Source organism: Salinivibrio siamensis (assembly GCF_001996005.1).
Classification (GTDB): Bacteria; Pseudomonadota; Gammaproteobacteria; order Enterobacterales; family Vibrionaceae; genus Salinivibrio; species Salinivibrio siamensis.
Window position 1 is genome coordinate 1 of record NZ_MUFB01000042.1, and the last position, 17,663, is coordinate 17,663.

General features: G+C 47.0%; 13 protein-coding genes and 1 pseudogene. 9 read left to right on the plus strand and 5 right to left on the minus strand.

What is annotated here, in order from left to right; all coding sequences use genetic code 11:
* Positions 1–239: 239 nt before the first annotated feature.
* Entirely contained in the window at positions 240–1,184 is a 945-nt protein-coding gene (ylqF, locus tag BZG73_RS15240) for a ribosome biogenesis GTPase YlqF (protein WP_077668765.1), read from the minus strand.
* A 325-nt stretch (positions 1,185–1,509) separates the two neighbouring features.
* Here ylqF and BZG73_RS15245 point away from each other — a divergent pair, with 325 nt between their 5' ends.
* The 4 genes from BZG73_RS15245 (at position 1,510) to BZG73_RS15260 (ending at position 7,013) form a co-directional block, all read left to right on the plus strand.
* Positions 1,510–2,787, plus strand: coding sequence for a hypothetical protein (locus BZG73_RS15245; protein WP_077668758.1), 1,278 nt, complete (start codon positions 1,510–1,512; stop codon positions 2,785–2,787).
* Positions 2,777–3,352, plus strand: coding sequence for a condensin complex protein MksE (locus BZG73_RS15250; protein WP_046075878.1), 576 nt, complete (start codon positions 2,777–2,779; stop codon positions 3,350–3,352). Before BZG73_RS15245 ends, BZG73_RS15250 begins: the two co-directional genes overlap by 11 nt.
* On the plus strand, positions 3,346–6,138 hold the full coding sequence (locus tag BZG73_RS15255; protein ID WP_077668759.1) for a coiled-coil domain-containing protein: 2,793 nt from the start codon (positions 3,346–3,348) through the stop codon (positions 6,136–6,138). Before BZG73_RS15250 ends, BZG73_RS15255 begins: the two co-directional genes overlap by 7 nt.
* A 68-nt stretch (positions 6,139–6,206) precedes the next feature.
* Positions 6,207–7,013, plus strand: coding sequence for a DUF7281 domain-containing protein (locus BZG73_RS15260; RefSeq protein WP_235606091.1), 807 nt, complete (start codon positions 6,207–6,209; stop codon positions 7,011–7,013).
* 151 nt (positions 7,014–7,164) lie between these two features.
* Here the strand turns inward: BZG73_RS15260 and dgt are convergent, their stop codons facing one another.
* Together dgt and BZG73_RS15270 are read right to left on the minus strand one after the other, a co-directional pair.
* Positions 7,165–8,694, minus strand: a complete 1,530-nt coding sequence (gene dgt / locus BZG73_RS15265) for a dGTPase (protein WP_077668761.1) — start codon at positions 8,692–8,694, stop codon at positions 7,165–7,167.
* Between the two features lie 601 nt (positions 8,695–9,295).
* Positions 9,296–10,207, minus strand: a pseudogene (locus BZG73_RS15270) (NAD(P)-dependent oxidoreductase); the annotation flags it as partial.
* A gap of 107 nt (positions 10,208–10,314) precedes the next feature.
* Between BZG73_RS15270 and BZG73_RS15275 the strand changes: the two are divergent.
* Positions 10,315–12,063 (plus strand): bifunctional metallophosphatase/5'-nucleotidase, encoded by a 1,749-nt coding sequence (locus BZG73_RS15275; protein ID WP_077668763.1) that lies wholly within the window; start codon positions 10,315–10,317, stop codon positions 12,061–12,063.
* Positions 12,064–12,292: 229 nt separating this feature from the next.
* Here the strand turns inward: BZG73_RS15275 and BZG73_RS15280 are convergent, their stop codons facing one another.
* Entirely contained in the window at positions 12,293–13,225 is a 933-nt protein-coding gene (locus BZG73_RS15280) for a hypothetical protein (protein ID WP_198531486.1), read from the minus strand.
* A gap of 348 nt (positions 13,226–13,573) precedes the next feature.
* Here BZG73_RS15280 and BZG73_RS16080 point away from each other — a divergent pair, with 348 nt between their 5' ends.
* From BZG73_RS16080 to pntB, 4 genes are all read left to right on the plus strand, one after another.
* On the plus strand, positions 13,574–13,747 hold the full coding sequence (locus BZG73_RS16080; protein WP_167369760.1) for a hypothetical protein: 174 nt from the start codon (positions 13,574–13,576) through the stop codon (positions 13,745–13,747).
* A gap of 140 nt (positions 13,748–13,887) precedes the next feature.
* Positions 13,888–14,169, plus strand: a complete 282-nt coding sequence (locus BZG73_RS15285) for an HlyU family transcriptional regulator (protein WP_046075873.1) — start codon at positions 13,888–13,890, stop codon at positions 14,167–14,169.
* Positions 14,170–14,481: 312 nt separating this feature from the next.
* On the plus strand, positions 14,482–16,035 hold the full coding sequence (locus tag BZG73_RS15290) for a Re/Si-specific NAD(P)(+) transhydrogenase subunit alpha (protein ID WP_046075872.1): 1,554 nt from the start codon (positions 14,482–14,484) through the stop codon (positions 16,033–16,035).
* A 9-nt stretch (positions 16,036–16,044) separates the two neighbouring features.
* Entirely contained in the window at positions 16,045–17,421 is a 1,377-nt protein-coding gene (gene pntB, locus BZG73_RS15295; protein ID WP_046075871.1) for a Re/Si-specific NAD(P)(+) transhydrogenase subunit beta, read from the plus strand.
* A 6-nt stretch (positions 17,422–17,427) separates the two neighbouring features.
* Here pntB and BZG73_RS16030 read toward each other — a convergent pair.
* The coding region (locus tag BZG73_RS16030) for a hypothetical protein (RefSeq protein WP_158075313.1) at positions 17,428–17,663 on the minus strand (236 nt) is incomplete at its 5' end.

Genomic DNA, 17,663 nt, shown 5'->3' on the forward strand with positions numbered 1-17,663 from the left:
TCGAATAAACTCGAAGTCGATGGCACGGTCGATTTTACGAACAAGATGGTCTTTGGGAACAAGTTGTTCCATCGTCACCATTTCAAGTTCATATTGGTGTGGAGAGGAGAAGGTTCTTGAAGCATACCGGAGCATCCCTATTGCGACACTCCTATTAGATCAAAGGTCTAGCTCGAAAGCTAGACCTTTGTCAGCAGTCTGAAAGGGGCTTTAAGCCCCTTTGTTCGTCTTTATCTAAATCATCGCTTATTTTTGAGGTAACGCTTACGACGGGCCTCTTTTTTAGCGGCTTTTTCTTGCTCTCGGCGGGCGTTGTCTTCTTCAACCTGTACCAGCTCGGTTTCAATCATATCCGGTTTTTCTAAAGTGAGGCCACCCAGCGCACCAGCGCGTAAGTCGTGCAACAGCACTTCTGAGGCTTTATGCAAGTCGACCCGTCCACCTGCGCGCAAACAACCGCGTTTGGCACCAATCGCTTCCATTAACTCAATGTCTGTTTCGGGTAATGCATCAAGCTGATAGCGTTCTTTAAGCCGCTCGGGATAGGCGCTCGCCAAGTATTCCACGGTATAAAAGGCGACTTCGTCATAATCCATTGCCGTGTCTTTAACGGCGCCGGTTGCCGCGAGACGAAAACCGCTGTGTGGGTTCTCAACCTTTGGCCATAAAATCCCGGGTGTATCGGATAGCACCACGCCGTTTTGCAGGTTGATCCGCTGCTGTTGGCGCGTCACCGCGGGTTGGTTGCCGGTTTTGGCTATCACTCGGCCAGCAAGGCTATTAATAATCGTGGACTTGCCGACGTTGGGGATCCCCATGATCATCGAGCGAATGTTTTTTCCCATGGTTTCACGGTGTGGGGCGAGTGAGCGGCAGCGATCCATGATTTGATTGACTTCATGCGGGTGCGAGGTAGTGATTGCCATCGCCGACACGCCTTGCTCTTTTTCTAGGTGAGCCATCCACATTTCGGTCATCGTCGGATCGGCCAGATCGCGCTTATTCAGTACCTTGATCACCGGCTTTTCACCACGCAGCGTGCCGATGAGCGGGTTTTCGCTACTAAACGGAATGCGCGCATCGAGCACCTCGATGATCACGTCGATCTTGGGGACGACCTCTTCGATCTCCTTGCGAGCTTTATGCATATGCCCAGGAAACCACTGGATTTTGTTGTTAACCATGTTTGTACAACCTTGCTGATGCCAGTGCGCCAACACGATATCAGTCAGTGGCGCGATAATGGCGCGCATCATACCACTTAATCAGAGGGATGAGAAAAGCTGGGGTGCTCTGGATTATCGATGAGAACGCGCGGTATCGGAATAGCCACTCTCACCTAATAGACTATGTACGCAATTTAGATCCTAGTCTAGTTATTCGACACGTTTATACGTTCAGTGTTTACCTGCTGGTATGCTGTTATTAAGAGGACATTATAAAAGCTGTCCGATCTTGATACAGAATCGGTTGAATCAAAGTCGATAAGTTGTTGGGTAAGGGAGTGAAATGGTCGCACCTAAAAGTCTCATTTTTCAGTTACATCAACATTGGGAGGTTGTTGAGCAGTTAACGCGGCTTTCGCGGGAGTTTCCAGCGTTTGAGCTGAGAGTACTTGAGCAGGTGATCAATCAATTCAAAAATAAGCAAACAGACAGTAATACTGTGCTCACTAGCCTTATTAATGCAGATATATTGCAACCTATCAATCGAAGTAGTGACTATCAGCTAAATACATTAGTCGTGGATTTTGTGAGAGGCTTGACGCAAGAGCATGAGCTTGGCCTATCAGCAGTACTTAGAGCGCGAGTGGACGCGATTAAAGACGCCACCAGCCAGGTGTTAGAAGGGCTAGATGGGTCGGACAATGATCTGCTACGTACCGGCTCGAACAGACTCTCAGAGCTTGTCAGAAAGATCATTCAACAGCTAATCCAAGACAAACAAGCAATTTTTGAAATAGCAGAATTAGCGAAATCGGCGGATACCAGTGTGCCAATTGAACGTCGTTACCGTGAAGTCCTAGAGGTGTACGATCAATATGTCGAGCCGATGAACGAAATGATGGATAGCGGCCTTGGTGGTAGCTTCTATCCTTTGTTGGAAAAAGCAGAAGAAGCGCTGGATTATGCGGTCGATCTACTCTCGATACGTGGCGCTTTATATCAACAAAGGCTGGCAATGCGCCAGATAGCTTATCAAGTTAAAGAGCTTCGTTATCAAGGACGCGTCATTGCTCAACAATGTGCCGACACTTTGCTGCCATTACGAGAGGAAGCAAGACAGCATAACCAGCTTTCAGCGGTGATTAGTAAGCAGCTCAGTCAAGTTCGTAAAAAGGGATTAGTGCGAGGACTCAACGCCAAGGGATTACCTTTGTGGACAAGTAGCCGTGTCACCAAAATTCAATTGGGCAATGAGGTGCGCGAGTTGATGGCTGAATTCATGAATTTTGAGCCTATTGCTGTTGTTTTCCCTGATGAAGAGGATGGACCGACGAGTTCAACGGTCAGCTGGGTGGATGAAGCGCGGTTGAGAGAACAGTTGAGCGATTCGTTGCCGGTTGACAATCTTATGATATGGCTGAGGGAGCACTATCCGCATTTACCGGACGCAGCGTTATTAAGACTTTACCACGAACTTGTACAAGAGCCTCAATGGGAAAGCACGTTAGGGCCACATTCGAATACCACAGTTTTAAACACCGTCGCCGTTACTTATTACCCTCATAAAATCAGAGCATTAACTGATCCAACTCCTGCAAAGGGTATAGATCATGCAAAATAGTAAAATCGATTTAAATGAACTGGCACATTTGACCGAGTTATTTCACCTTTTTAGTTCTGGACGACACCTTAACCGCTCGGCGGATGCCGCGCTATGGCATGAGCTTGAATTGCAAGCAGAACAGTATCAGTATCTATTTGCAAACCTAGGTTTTGATTTGCGCATTGATGGACGCGGCTTTGCTTGGTTTCATGATGAAGAAGGTAATCAGAACATCAATAAACAATCGCGTCAGTTAGCATTATTGCTGATGGTGCTATTTGATCATCAAGCGGATAGCGGTCGCTCCCTTGGCCAGTTTTACCAATGGACAATTGATAATCCTTTACTTGATGACATTTACGAAAAGCACCAAGGACTTTTGGATACAGAAGAGCTAGACCGAGATGCACTCGTAAAGATACTCGACAACGCTGTGCGAAAAGGTTTTGCCGTTCAAGAGAACAATCACTGGCGTTTGCTGCCGTCGGTATATCGCTACCTTGATCACTTCCAAGCAATTACAGAGCACGCATCTGAGAGTGATATAGCGGCTACGGCTTATGAGGAAGGTGAATCATGTTAAGTTATGGCTTTCAACGTGTAGCGTTAATCGGCAGTGCGGGATACCAGCGTGCTGAACTTCCTCTCGACGATTCTGTGTCATTAATCGCACCCAATAACCATGGCAAAACAAGCCTTATCAATGCGCTTCAATTTCTGCTTATCATCGATCAGAGAAAAATGGATTTTGGCTCACACACGCGAGATCAAACGCGTCGCTTTTACTTCCCAAATAACAGCGCCTACATCTTACTAGAAGTAATTCTACCGCAAACGGGCACAGTGGTGTTTGGGTGTGTAGGTAAAGGGGTGGGTCATGACTATGAGTACTTTGCCTACAAGGGAGAGTTGAATTTAAACGATTATCGCTTAGATGATGGTAATATCGTCAGCCAACCAAAGCTTGTCAGTCACTTAGCAAAAAAGAAATATAGCGTCTCCCGATATAACGAGAGGGACTTTCGCCACTTGATTTATGGCGGTGCAAAAAGCAAGAAGACGAGCGATATTGATTTTACCGTATTCAAGCTTGAGCATATTAGCGATGCCCGTTCCTTCCAGCAGGTACTCACCAAGACGCTGCGACTCGACAAACTAAATTCTAGTGATGTGAAAGAATATTTGTTGACGATATTTAGTCGAGAGCTACCCAACGCTAGCATCGATTTTAAGCAGGAATGGGAAAAGGCGTTTCAAGACATTAACATAGAGCGCGAGCAGTACCTAGCCGCTTTCAATAATCGAGAGACGATTTACCAACTCGAGCAAAAGTTTGAGCGAACTTTATCTTTACGAGGAAAGATCGCCGTATGCCAACCGAAAGTGGATGAGTTGCTAAAAGACTGGCATGGTCACGTTCAAACGACGCGGGAACTGCTAGTTAAACAAAAGGCTAAGCTTGAACAAGCCTCACGTGAACTTAGAGACCAAGATATCGCTCAAGCAGGTAAACGCCAAGACTTAGTTAATGAGTTGGCAAAGCTAGATCGCACGGAGCAGCATTATCAAGAGCTTAAAGCGCGCTTTGCCCTGATTCCGAATCAAGAGTTCCTAGAGAGTCAGTTACGATCCGCCGAGAAAGAGTATGAAGCGCAGGCCACATTATGTGTTCAGTCCCAGCGCTTCTCTTCCGAGATGCTTAGCAAACAATTGCAAGAAAAAGAACAGCAGCGCCAGCGGTTGCAGTCTCAACAGCGAACCCTAAATGACAATTTATACCTTCACCTTTCTAAGACGCTCAATACACACGAGTTAGATAATCTAAACAAAGTGCTCAGCCAACAAGTCCTGCTACTGCCCGCTTCGCAGTACTCGCTTAATGCTGAGCAGTTGCGAAGCGTTTTCAATCGCGAGTCCTCACAGCAATGCTTGCTCCCCGGTTTAACATTGTCGCTTCATGAGCTATTGCCTCAGCATGTGCAAAAAACAGAGTCAGAGATATCGGAGGAAATTGATAGCGTTAATGAGCAAATAAACGAGCTCAAAGAATTACTTCAAGCGAGTAGAGAGCAAGAAGCGGCTGAGAGGAAAAAGGCCGAATTAAATAGTGCCGTTAGGCAGTATGAACAAGAGCTAAAAGACTTCCAAAAATTACAGGATTTAACACACAATCAAGCACAGCGAATCGAGCAAAGACAGGCTGTTGAGAAACAGCGAGTAGCGATTAACGATGCGCTTAACAACTCAGGAAAGAAGCAAGCCGATCTTTCAACGCAATTAAGTGAGGTGGCGGATAAGCTTAATAAGCTGGCTTCAGACGAGAGCAGTGTTGAAAAACTAAAAAAACAAAGAATAGATGACCAAGCGCTATTTAGCGGACTTTCTGACCAACCACATTCGCCCTGGATAGCGGGGGATGATTGGTCTTTGGCGTCACTTCCGGATCGTCTTCAGGACTACATTGAAGATTGCAAAGCCCTTGATCAGCTATCAAAAGAATTGCGCCAAATGAAAAATGAATTGGGTCAAAAAGGGCTGACTAAGTTTCAGATGGCGCAAACACAAGATGAAGAATTAGAGGGCATTATTCAATTCAATCATTGTTTGGACGATGAGAAAAAAGCACTGGAAAGGCGGGCCCGATCGGCCGTCGTCAACGTCACTGCCAGTTTAAGAGAGCTGCGCAGTGGGTTATATGCATTGCAAAGTAAGATGAAGGAATTCAACCGCCTGATCAGCCAAAGGCAGCTGTCAGATCTTAAAGTTTTCAAAATTGAGCCAGTCGAACAAAGTCTGCTTGTTGATGCGATGAATGTGCTGATCCAACAAGCAGAGCAAACTGAAAGTGGTCAAAGTTTTGAGCTATTTGATCAGGGCAGTATTCTCGATGATGCTGATTTAGAGCGCGCGAAGAGCCTGCTGATTGATGAGGGCAATGCTCGCCAAGGTTTAAGAGTGGCAGATTTATTCCGGCTTGAATTTGTCGTTGCCAAGCACGGCCAGCAGCAAGAGTCATTTGAAGAAATTGATAGTGCCGCCTCTAACGGAACCGTATTGATGGCGAAGCTTGTGACGGGCCTGGCGATGTTGTACCTCATGCAAGATAAACGCCACCAAATGAAAGCAGTCTGTTATTTGGATGAAGCGTCAGCTTTGGATACCCAGAACCAAACGAGCTTGATAGAGATTGCGGATCAATTCGGTTTTGCCTTGATATTTGCCTCACCAGCCCCCTTAACCACCGCGCGTTATTGTGTGCCAATTCACCAAGCCAATGGCAAAAATCATATTAGTCGTAATAGCTGGCAGATTTTCGAACCACTAGAGAGTCAAGAGCTGCCCCAATCATATGCAGAGCCATCGCTATGAGCCAGGCGTTGGTGAAAGCACTCTCGAGACTCGTTGAGGTTTACCCTGATTCCGTTGCCGGGAGTACAATGACACCGTCTCAAAAGAAGCAGCTTGAAGCGTTCAATCACAAAACGCGGTGTGTGCAAATTACGCCTAAAGGCCGTGGTGTTGTTTATCGAATTCAAGACATGGATGTAGCCGCCGTTGAACTTGAACGATTAGCCCCCGATCAACATGTATCTTCCAGTGTACCGCAACGAACGGTAAACATAGCCTCGACACGCAGCAGCAAACAAGGATACGCAGGTCTCGATGTCAGTTACGTGCTGGCTAAAACGGTTGCGAACCCTTTGTGGGATGTTTCCGGAGTGCCAACCGAGTACTTAAATGCAGCCACAGAAGCGTTTGGTGTATTCTCGCTTGAAGTTGGCGGAGAGCGAAATAGCCATCTTCACACAGAACATTCCATTTGGTTGGTGGAGAACCAAGCGCTATTTGACAGACTAGATTGGTTGCCCAATAACGACCCTACTACCGTTATTTGGTACCGCGGGCAGCTACACAACAAACTGATTGATTGGTTATCGGCGCCTGAAAGGGCACCGATAGTGTACTTTTTTGCTGACTATGATGGAGTAGGGCTGAATAACTACCGCCGCCTCAAAGAGAAGCTTACAGAAAGAGCAGAGTTTTGGATGATGCCGAATTGGAAGGCGTTTTTGTTGCGTTATGGACAAAACCAGCTTTGGGTTGACACCGCCCGGGACTTTGCCTCTTTCGAACGTAACAGCCAAAGACTTTTAGCACAGTCATCAGAGTTACGAGAGTTGGTAACGGAAATGAAGAAGCATGGCCTAGCTTTAGAGCAAGAGGTGATTTGGTTGAATGGCTAATATCTGTGATTTCATCTTATATTTACAGGTAGACATCAGTGGATTGATGATAATTCAAAATGAATGTTCGTGAATAGGTAAATTAAGAGTGATTAAAAGGGAAGGTGACTTCCCTTTTATTTTAATTAAAATTCAGGTTGTCTGCTTTTACTTAGTCCAACACATGTAGATTACGATACTCGTCATAAGCGTACTGATCGGTCATGCCGCTAATATAGTCTTGGATGAGGCGGACTCGAAAATAAAACTCCCAAACATCGCTATCAAAGTCGTAGGGTAAGTACGGAGAGTCAGACGGTTTGTTTTTTTCTTGCTCTAATCTTTGTATAGCTATTTCGTATGCTCGTAGATGCTTGTTCGGTAGTTTTTTGTAGAGCCTTCTCTCGTATAGAGGGGCTCCTTTAATGTTGATAAACGTCTCTTTGTTTAGTAGTAATAATGGCCTGTACGCTTCAAGCAACCCCGTGATGATTCTATATCCTTGTAGCTCACTTTTTTCTACTTCTGAATCGCAGAAAGCATAGTTCATGGCCACATTCTTAAGAGCTTTTACTAACGCATGATTATCACTATTATCTTCAATTAGCGCTCTATTGAAGCTCCCATGAAATACCTTCTCTATGTTATCTATAAACTGTTTGCATGCATGTTGTGGTAGGCGTTTGTTTATTTCCACGCGAAGAGTAATGAAGAAGTGGCTGTTCGCATAGTTATCAGCTTTTGAAGCGCTTTCACTGGCGACATCAACGATCTTTTTCATCTCGTCATTGTTTTGCAAATCGTACTCTTTTGCAAGAGATTGATATTCGTCGTCTAAAGCTTCTTTTAGTTGATCTACTGTGAGAATGCCTTTTTCAACAGCATCCTCAATGTCTGCAATGCCGTAGGAAATATCATCTGCAGCTTCCATTATGTATGAAAATGGAGAGCGGCAATGAGAGTCCATTGATAGCACCGTTTTTAGTGACTCTATGTAGCGGTATTCACTTAAGTAATAACCCACTTTTTTCATCAAATAGTTATAGCCGTCTAACTCCGGATTGTTATGTGTTTTAGGCGATGGCTGATCCCCACGGCGAGTATACTTGAATACACTAGATACTTGAGAATAGGTTAGATTAAGTTCGAGTAGAGTGTGAACTAGGCGGATAGCCTGTGCGTTACCTTCGAAATTGGTAAGATCTTGTTGGATAGGCTTTGGCAAGTCGATTTTGGGCTCACCTTTCTTATCCATTACTAGAGATAGTAAATTTTTAGAAAACCAATCGTTTATAGCCCGCTCTCCAAAGTGTCCAAAAGGTGGATTGCCAATGTCATGCATTAAACATGACATTTCGACTATCGACTCAAATTGACGTTCTAATCCGGTTAGTTCGTACTCTTGCTTAGACTCTTCAGAAAGCTCTTTAAAGATTAATTGAGTGATGTATCGACCAACTTGTTGAACTTCCAGAGAATGAGTGAGACGACTGCGAACTGCAGCATTACGTTCGAGGGGAAAGACTTGAGTTTTTTGTTGAAGCCTTCTGATTGCAGCTGAGTTGAGGATCCTGCCTCGATCACTTTCGAAGCTTTCTTGTGCTGCAATTTTACTGGATTCAGTAAGTGGACGAGGTTTAATGGCTTYTCCGTTATGATATACCCTTGTTCCTCGAACTTTTTCTTTGAAGTTGATAGCCATAATAGTTCCTCTTTGTTTAACGCACTGAAGAAACTATACCTAAGATTCTAGTCGGCTTATATTAGATCGGATAAATAATGTGATTAGGGATTTAGTCATTGTGAAGAACATTGACTTGGGGAGGATGACCAAAAAGCTGGTTTGTAGCTGTATTTAGTGAGACGTTCCGGTATTTATCTATTGACTTTATTGTTAACATTAAGCAAGGTTTTTTTGGCAAGTTATAGGGTTTTAATATCCTTGGTTCGAGAACAACTGGATTTTGTTGTTAACCATGTTTGTACAACCTTGCTGATGCCAGTGCGCCAACACGATATCAGTCAGTGGCGCAAGAATGGCGCGCATCATACCACTTAATCAAAGGGATGAGAAAAGCTGGGGCAGGTGTGACTAACTACGTATCTTTCTTTCTCGGGCTTAATTGCTTATCACACCATTTTTCAATAGAGGGGGCGTATAAGGTGAACAGGCCAATCATCATGGCGATGGCGCAGATTACATAGATAGCTGTCATTGCAACCCTCCTTATTGGTTAACTTTAGTATACACCTTGTTTCRCCTTTCCTCGGCCTCAGGTGCCGAGGAAAGGCGCGTGTTTGGATCAGGTCGATGAAGATGGTTTGGTATCTGTATCAAACTGCTTGATCAGGACCGAGGTGTCGCAACGGCCATAGCCGCGCGCTTGTAACTTGTTATACTGTTGATCCACCTGCTCGGTTAAGGGAAGTCCCACGCCTAACTTGGCGGCTTCTTCTAAACAAAAGCCCAGATCTTTACGCATCCAATCAATCGCAAAGCCAAAATCAAAACTGTCTTCTGCCATGGTCAAAGCACGATTTTCCATTTGCCAAGAGCCTGCGGCCCCGTGCTTAATGGCATTGATCATCTTTTCGATATCGAGATCAGCGGATTGCGCGAAGGTGAGTGCCTCGGATAAGCCTTGTAAGACGCCGGCAATACATATTTGGTTAGCCATCTTGCAGCGCTGGCCGCTGCCATGCGGGCCAATATGCTGGATTGCGCTGGCATAGACGTTCATGACCGGTCCAACGTTACTGAACACATTAGGGGTGCCACCGACCATGATAGTGAGTGCGCCTTTTTCCGCACCGGCTTGGCCGCCTGAGACGGGGGCATCGAGAAAGCTCAGGCCTTGACGCTCGCATACTTGTGCCAACTCAAGGGCTAGCTCGGCAGAGGTGGTGGTGTGATCGACCAGCGTACTGCCTTTTTTCATATTGGCTAACACACCAATATCGCCATACACCACACTGCGTACGTCATCATCGTTTCCCACGCACATAAAGACGATGTCAGCATCAGCCACGGCTTCGGCTGGCGTTATTCCATATGTGCCTGAATAGGTGTCGCACCAAGCTTCGGCTTTGCCGGTGGTGCGGTTATAGACGCAAGTTGGGTAGCCGTGGCGCTGAAGGTGCCCAGCCATYGGAAAGCCCATCACGCCTAGGCCAATAAAGGCCACCTTGATATCGTTAACTTGCATGGTCATCTTGCTTCCTTGTCGTTTCGTTGTCGTTAATTTATCAGAAACTTAACCTTTCTTGCATGTGTCAATGTTAAGCTTGTATCATCCTTTTTTGTGTTGTAACACGGATAATTATGACAGCACGACAACCTTTCTCGTTAACGATTGCCCATATTAACGACACCCACTCTCACTTTGAGTCCACGCCTGTCTCGCTGAACTTGGATGATAATGCGACACCGGTTTATGCCAATAGCGGCGGGTTCGCACGTATTGCTTCAGCCGTGGCACATTTTCGTGAGCAGGCTAAGCAAGGTGACCATGCATTCCTTTTTCTGCACGCAGGTGATTGCTTTCAAGGGACTCTGTATTACTCCTTGTTCAAAGGTAAGGCGAATGCAGATTTGCTGAATCGACTCGGTATTGATGCGATGGCGATTGGTAATCACGAGCTTGACCAAGGGAATGGCCCCGTGGCTGACTTTCTTGATGATATTCAATTCCCATTGCTTGCGGGGAATTGGCATGTGGCGGATGAGTCAAAAGACAAGGACAAGCGCGTCAGTGAGAAACCCGCTTTACTGCCATACATCGCCCCGGAGGAGCGCGCGAGTACACTCATTAAAACCTATGCCGGACACAAAGTGGGTATCTTCAGTTTAGCGGTTGAGCAAATGGCGGCATTGGCACACCCTGATCATGATACTCCTTTCTTGCCTGCAACACGCATCGCTGAAAACACCGTGGCTTTTTTGCGTCAACAAGGCGTGAACACCATTATTCTATTGAGCCACTTGGGTTATGACAAAGACAAGGAATTAGCGGCTGCGGTTAATGGGATTAATGTGATTGTGGGAGGACATACCCATGTGCTGCAGGGAGACTTTCAAAACCTTGGTTTGGCGAAAGAAGATCCCTACGGCTATAAAGTCAATGATACCTGGATTGTGCAAGCGGGTTGCCATGCGCAAGCCATCGGTCGCTTTACGTTATCTATCGATGAAAACGGTCGGCCAGTTGCCTTTGATGGTCAAAATTACTTGTTGCTCGGGCGCAGTCTCGCGATGGATGCCTCGCGGGAACAGCAATTGACTGAAGGCTCATATCAAGCAGTAAGAAGCTATCTTAACCGACAAGACAATGTACTGATGTTACCCAGTGATCTCGCGTTGAAACAGTATCTACAGCGCACCTACCGTCCCCATGTGGCGCAACTAGAAAGTGACGTTGTCACACATGTGCCGCAACGACTCCGTCATGTGCGTGTGCCTGACAGCGAGGGCGGCAGCGAAGTGGCGCCGCTGGTGACAGAAAGCTTTTTATGGGCGGCTCGTGAGCAAGGTATTGAAGCCGATTTTGCTATTCATAATGCGGGTGGCGTGAGAGTCAGTTTAAACGCCGGGCCGCTCTCGGCCGCTTTAATTGCAGGCGCGTTGTTACCGTTTGCTATCGACGTGATCGCCTACCAGGTAACCGGGGCACAGATCCGTCGTGCGATTGAAGGCGCAATCAACAATGCCACAGACAATGGCATGACGGGCCTCGGGTCAGGCAGTTTTCCGTATTGCGCCGATATACGCTATCGCTACGAAGCGTGGCAGCCGATGGGTGCGCGGGTAACACAACTCGAGATAAAGCGCGGTAATCACTGGATAGCCATAGATAATGAGCGACAATACACAGGTGTGTCGTCATCTTATACCGCCCAAGGAAAAGAAGGATACGATGCGATTCAAACCGGCCACCGTCGCTCGATTGGTTTATCCATGGCGGAGTGCTTTATTGACTATGCGCGTCAGCAGCCAGTGTTAGCGCTACCTACTGAGCCTTTAGTGTGTTACCTCCGAACGTCTAGTGAGAGAAAAACCTGCTGGGGTGAATAACTTGGCCTGCCCCTTGCTTATTGATAGTCAGCTTGGTGTTTACGGCAGACAATTGCCGTTTAAGTTTTTGACAAGATTGTCGATACATAGAGTGAACCTGAATTGATCGACACACTATCGAAAGGTGAGGGGTTATGGAAAAACGTGATTGGTTTGATATCGGCTTGATCAGTTTTTGGTTGGTGGCTTGGGCATCGATTGTCTACTTTGTGCCGGTCATTTAACCCATTTACTGATCCGCGGATTGCGGGGGAACCTGTTTGAGCCGGGTTCCCCAACGCACTAACAATGGTTGTAAATAGATTGGCAGCTGTATCGCGCCGATTAATGGCAGAAATGCTGGCCCGAGCGCGGCACCGGCAACGGTGTACGTTAGCAGTACATTCCGATTGACCGCCGAAACGGCGGCGATCATACTCGCCTCCCGCCCCCGTTTGCGATATAGCCCATACGCAATGATGAAAAAAAGTATGCAAATTGCAACTGAAATGGCTAAAAGTTCTAACGCATACCCAGAGTCGTTTTGCCACATTGCCCCGAATGGCCCTACTAGCCCTAATGGAAAACTGAACACTAGCACAATCGTAAACTGTGCCAGTTTGCTGTGAATGCGTTTGAGCTTTTCTGGTTTGATCAGCGCGTGAAAAAGCGCGGCAAACAGCATGGGTCCAAAAATGAAGATCACCAATCGCACGGCATAGCTTTGCAGGTCCAGTGAAAATGAGTCACCGGATAGCACCGTGAGATTAATAAACAAGACCACGGGCATCAGCAACGTTGAAGCAATGGTATATGCCATGGCGATGAGCGCATCCATCCCCAAAGAACGAATGATGGCTGGTGTTGCAAACAAAGATCCAGTAGCGCAAATACCACTGATGGCAAGTAACAAAGGTGCAGACGCGCCGAGTAGCCACGCGAGAGAACAAGTGAGTATGGTAAGTAGCACTGAGTGAACTAATGCGTACACCCAGACCTGCCACTGAGCTAACGCTTTCACTAATAGGCCTTGATGAATGCCAAGTAGGGTAAACAGCATCAAGGCGAATAGCACATAAGGTAAAAACGGAAATAAGGCTAACGAGACGCTCGGAAAGGCAAAGCCAATCAATGCGGCAATAAAAAGACACAACGCTGAATGTTTGGCGAGAAACGCGAGCATGGTCAACACCTTGGTCACATGTGTAATCACGATGTTATCAGGTTTACACAACTAATCGAGTGAAAAATAGTCTTTTTCAATGATTAATACGCCTTATCGTACAAAAAGTCAGACAGGATAAGGGAGCGAGCAGTGAATTCAAACAGACAAACTGAATTCATTGATGGTTTGTATGTCAGGTAAGTGATTAGCTTATTTTACTGCAACTTAACATAATGAATACGTGCTAACCGGCAAGCACTTTAGATTAGAAAAACTAATCCATTGGTTTAATTTTCATCAGTTTAAATCTCGGGGCAGCACCTTATAATTTGCGGCGAGTGATTAAGACAACAAAGCGAGGATCTTATGACGACTGCAACGGTTAATATGCCCCGTTCTCGTCGATCTTACGCGGTAACAATCAAAGGACTGATCGCTCACGCCATGGATGTGCTGTTCACTAGCAGCACACACGCTCCCGCTTATGATGCCAGTCGCTTACCGGCACATTTGCAGCGTGATATTGGTATAAACCGATAAGACGACTTAAAACGGATAAAACGCGAAACGCCACATCATCGAGATGTGGCGTTTTTTTATGGTTTAATCGTTCTCGAATGTTTACGTAAAATGAGTGGCTTGCTAAGCCGACGAATGCGATCAATTGAGGAGTACAAAAGATGGGATGGTTCTCTGCACTGTTTTCCAAGGGAAGCGACAAACAACCACAGGTGTCAGTCACCCCCACAGAATACCAAGGCTATTTAATATACCCTGAATCGACCGCCGAAAACGGTCAATATCGTGTCAGTGGCCGCATTTGCAAACCGCTTGATGACAAGGTACTTACTCATACGTTTATTCGCTCAGATTTGCTGGGAAGTCAGGAAGATGCCAACAGCTTGATGGTCACAAAAGCAAAAATGATGATTGATCAAAACGGTGATCGGCTATTTGATTGAGGGGCGTCAACGAATCGCGCGATAGCAAAAATAATGCATAAATATGAGCAATTAATTCGGATAAAGTGTAGCCCAGATCACATTTATGCCCCAATGGCGATCCCCGCCCTGTGGTGATTAAGGAATAAACTCGTTAAGTTAACACTGTTGCGTTGCTAAGCACGAAATACTGACAACAGACCGCAACAGCGTGATAAGCGAATAAAACCGCTTGGAATGCTTATTTTTGTCAGTGAACCTATTTCAGGCCGCGTTTTTAGCGCCTGTGATAACCAAAAAAATTTCTTATAAGCCAACATTCAGGGAATAGCTATGCAGATTGGTGTTCCAAAAGAGAGGCTCGTTAATGAAACGAGGGTAGCTGCGACACCTAAGTCGGTTGAGCAGCTTATCAAGCTCGGTTTTGACGTCGTAGTAGAGAAGGGTGCAGGTGAAAAAGCAAGCTTTGAAGACACTGCGTACGAACAAGCTGGGGCGAACATTGTTGATACAGATGCTGCCTGGCAGTCTGACATCATCTTTAAAGTTAATGCACCAGGCGTGATTGAAGAGACAGGCCAAGATGAAGTGGCATTGCTGCAAGCAGGCACCACCTTGGTGAGCTTTATTTGGCCCGCTCAAAACGAAGAATTACTCGAACGTCTGTCAGCGCAGAACGTGAATGTGATGGCCATGGATGCGGTCCCACGTATTTCGCGTGCGCAGTCATTGGATGCGCTAAGTTCGATGGCGAACATCGCCGGTTATCGTGCGGTGGTTGAAGCAGCGCATGAGTTTGGTCGCTTCTTTACCGGACAAATCACGGCGGCGGGTAAAGTACCGCCTGCGAAAGTGTTTGTCGCGGGGGCTGGCGTTGCTGGGCTAGCGGCGATTGGCGCAGCCGGTAGCTTGGGGGCGATTGTCCGTGCTTTTGATGTTCGTCCTGAAGTGAAAGAACAAGTCGAGAGCATGGGCGCGGAGTTTCTAGAAGTCGACTTTAAACAAGACAACTCAGACAGTGGCGATGGTTATGCCAAAGAAATGTCTGACGAGTTTAATCAGGCGGCGGAAAAGCTTTATGCGCAGCAAGCAGAAGATGTCGACATTATCGTCACGACCGCACTGATCCCTGGTAAGCCAGCGCCCACGCTGATCACCAAAGAGATGGTTGACAGCATGAAGCCGGGCAGTGTGATCGTCGATCTCGCCGCAGCCAATGGTGGCAACTGTGAGTACACGGAAAAAGACCAAGTGATCACCACGCCCAATGGTGTAAAAGTGATTGGTTACACCGATATGGTCGGCCGTTTGCCCACCCAATCGTCACAGCTTTATGCGACTAACTTAGTCAACCTCACCAAACTGCTTTGCAAAGAGAAAGACGGCAACATCCAGATTGATTTTGATGATGTGGTCGTGCGCGGGGTTACCGTGATCAAAGAAGGCGAGGTCACCTGGCCTGCGCCACCGATTCAAGTCTCTGCGCAACCCAAAGCAGAGCCTAAAGCAGAACCCGCTCCTAAGCCGGCACCCAAAAAAACCTCTCGTGCGACCAAGTATGGCCTGATGGCCGCTGCCGCAGGGGCGTTCGGGTGGATTGCCAATTATGCCCCCAGTGAATTCCTCTCACACTTTACCGTTTTCGTACTGGCCTGTGTGGTGGGCTACTACGTGGTATGGAATGTTACTCACGCGCTGCATACCCCGCTGATGTCCGTGACCAATGCGATCTCAGGCATCATCATCGTTGGGGCGTTATTGCAGGTAGGACAAGGCATTGGCTTTGTAACCTTCCTTGCTTTCATTGCCGTGTTGATCGCCAGCATCAATATATTTGGCGGCTTTACTGTTACAAAGCGCATGCTTGAAATGTTCCGTAAAGGGTAAGGAGAAAGAATGTCTGAAGGATTGGTACAAGCTGCGTATATTGTCGCTGCGCTTTGTTTTATTCTCAGTTTGGCTGGGCTATCAAAGCAAGAGTCAGCGCGCGCAGGCAACTATTACGGGATTACCGGGATGGCGATCGCTCTGGTTGCCACTATTTGGGGGCCGGAAGTGCAAGGTGTGGGCTGGATTATTCTGGCCATGGTCATTGGTGGCGCGATCGGTATTTATTACGCTAAGCGCGTAGAAATGACAGAAATGCCTGAGCTGGTGGCGATGCTACACAGTTTCGTGGGTTTGGCTGCGGTATTGGTGGGTTTTAATACCTACATCGATCACCCGCCGCTGACGGGCGCGATGCTTAATATCCACTTGGTCGAGATTTTCCTCGGTGTCTTTATCGGTGCGATCACTTTCACCGGCTCGATTGTCGCCTTTGGTAAGCTACGTGGCGTGATTTCTTCCAAGGCGTTGATGTTGCCACATCGCCACAAGCTTAACTTGGCTGCTGTCGTTGTCTCGTTCCTGTTGCTAATCAGCTTTGTTAACGCAGAAGGTTCAACAGCGGCACTGCTGATAGTGACCGTGATTGCGTTAGCGTTTGGTTATCACCTAGTGGCCTCGATCGGTGGTGCAGACATGCCCGTGGTGGTATCGATGCTGAACTCCTATTCAGGTTGGGCCGCCGCTGCAGCTGGCTTTATGTTGGCAAATGATCTCTTGATTGTGACAGGCGCGCTAGTGGGCTCATCGGGGGCGATTCTGTCTTACATCATGTGTAAAGCGATGAACCGCTCTTTCATTAGTGTGATCGCCGGTGGCTTTGGCTCTGATGGCACTGCGTCTTCTGGTGATGACGAAGTCGGTGAGTATCGAGAAAGCACAGCCGAAGAAGTTGCCGAAATGCTGAAAGAGTCTAACAGCGTCGTCATCGCCCCGGGTTATGGCATGGCGGTTGCGCAAGCCCAATACCCTGTTTACGAGGTGACAGAAAAACTCCGGAGTATGGGGATTGAGGTGCGCTTTGCGATTCACCCTGTTGCGGGTCGTTTACCAGGCCACATGAACGTCTTGTTGGCTGAGGCCAAAGTGCCTTATGACATTGTACTGGAGATGGATGAAATCAATGATGACTTCCCTGACACAGATACGGTTTTGGTCATTGGTGCCAACGATACGGTAAACCCTGCGGCGACGGACGATCCATCGAGTCCCATCGCTGGCATGCCGGTCCTTGAGGTTTGGAACGCCAAAAATGTGGTGGTATTTAAGCGCTCAATGAACACAGGTTATGCCGGGGTGCAAAACCCGCTGTTCTTCAAAGACAATAGCAGTATGCTATTTGGGGACGCGAAACAAAGCGTTGAAGCGATCTTTAAAGCATTATAATGACGTCTATTGATTGGTGGCGTTGCCGAAAAGAGCCAGTTTCGACTGGCTCAGATTGCTGACGAACCCCGCCTTTTTAGGCGGGGTTCTTTTTGATAAGCGGCCGTAGGCCGCGATCGCGATATTTTTTGTTAGAGAGTGGTCGCTACCGACCAACGCCCAAATTGGCGGATAGAAGCCAATTTGCCTTATATCCGCCATGTTAAAGCCGCATTTTCTTAGATAGCTCACCACTAACGCTA

What these genes read in the sequence shown, in the direction of transcription:
- BZG73_RS15250 (WP_046075878.1), top strand. Translation starts at nt 2,777, where the DNA reads ATGCAAAATAGTAAAATCGATTTAAATGAACTGGCACATTTGACCGAG.
- BZG73_RS15280 (WP_198531486.1), bottom strand. Translation starts at nt 13,225, where the DNA reads ATGCTCGCGTTTCTCGCCAAACATTCAGCGTTGTGTCTTTTTATTGCC.
- BZG73_RS16080 (WP_167369760.1), top strand. Translation starts at nt 13,574, where the DNA reads ATGACGACTGCAACGGTTAATATGCCCCGTTCTCGTCGATCTTACGCG.
- pntB (WP_046075871.1), top strand. Translation starts at nt 16,045, where the DNA reads ATGTCTGAAGGATTGGTACAAGCTGCGTATATTGTCGCTGCGCTTTGT.
- BZG73_RS15245 (WP_077668758.1), top strand. Translation starts at nt 1,510, where the DNA reads ATGGTCGCACCTAAAAGTCTCATTTTTCAGTTACATCAACATTGGGAG.
- BZG73_RS15290 (WP_046075872.1), top strand. Translation starts at nt 14,482, where the DNA reads ATGCAGATTGGTGTTCCAAAAGAGAGGCTCGTTAATGAAACGAGGGTA.
- BZG73_RS15285 (WP_046075873.1), top strand. Translation starts at nt 13,888, where the DNA reads ATGGGATGGTTCTCTGCACTGTTTTCCAAGGGAAGCGACAAACAACCA.
- BZG73_RS15275 (WP_077668763.1), top strand. Translation starts at nt 10,315, where the DNA reads ATGACAGCACGACAACCTTTCTCGTTAACGATTGCCCATATTAACGAC.
- BZG73_RS15260 (WP_235606091.1), top strand. Translation starts at nt 6,207, where the DNA reads ATGACACCGTCTCAAAAGAAGCAGCTTGAAGCGTTCAATCACAAAACG.
- BZG73_RS15255 (WP_077668759.1), top strand. Translation starts at nt 3,346, where the DNA reads ATGTTAAGTTATGGCTTTCAACGTGTAGCGTTAATCGGCAGTGCGGGA.
- ylqF (WP_077668765.1), bottom strand. Translation starts at nt 1,184, where the DNA reads ATGGTTAACAACAAAATCCAGTGGTTTCCTGGGCATATGCATAAAGCT.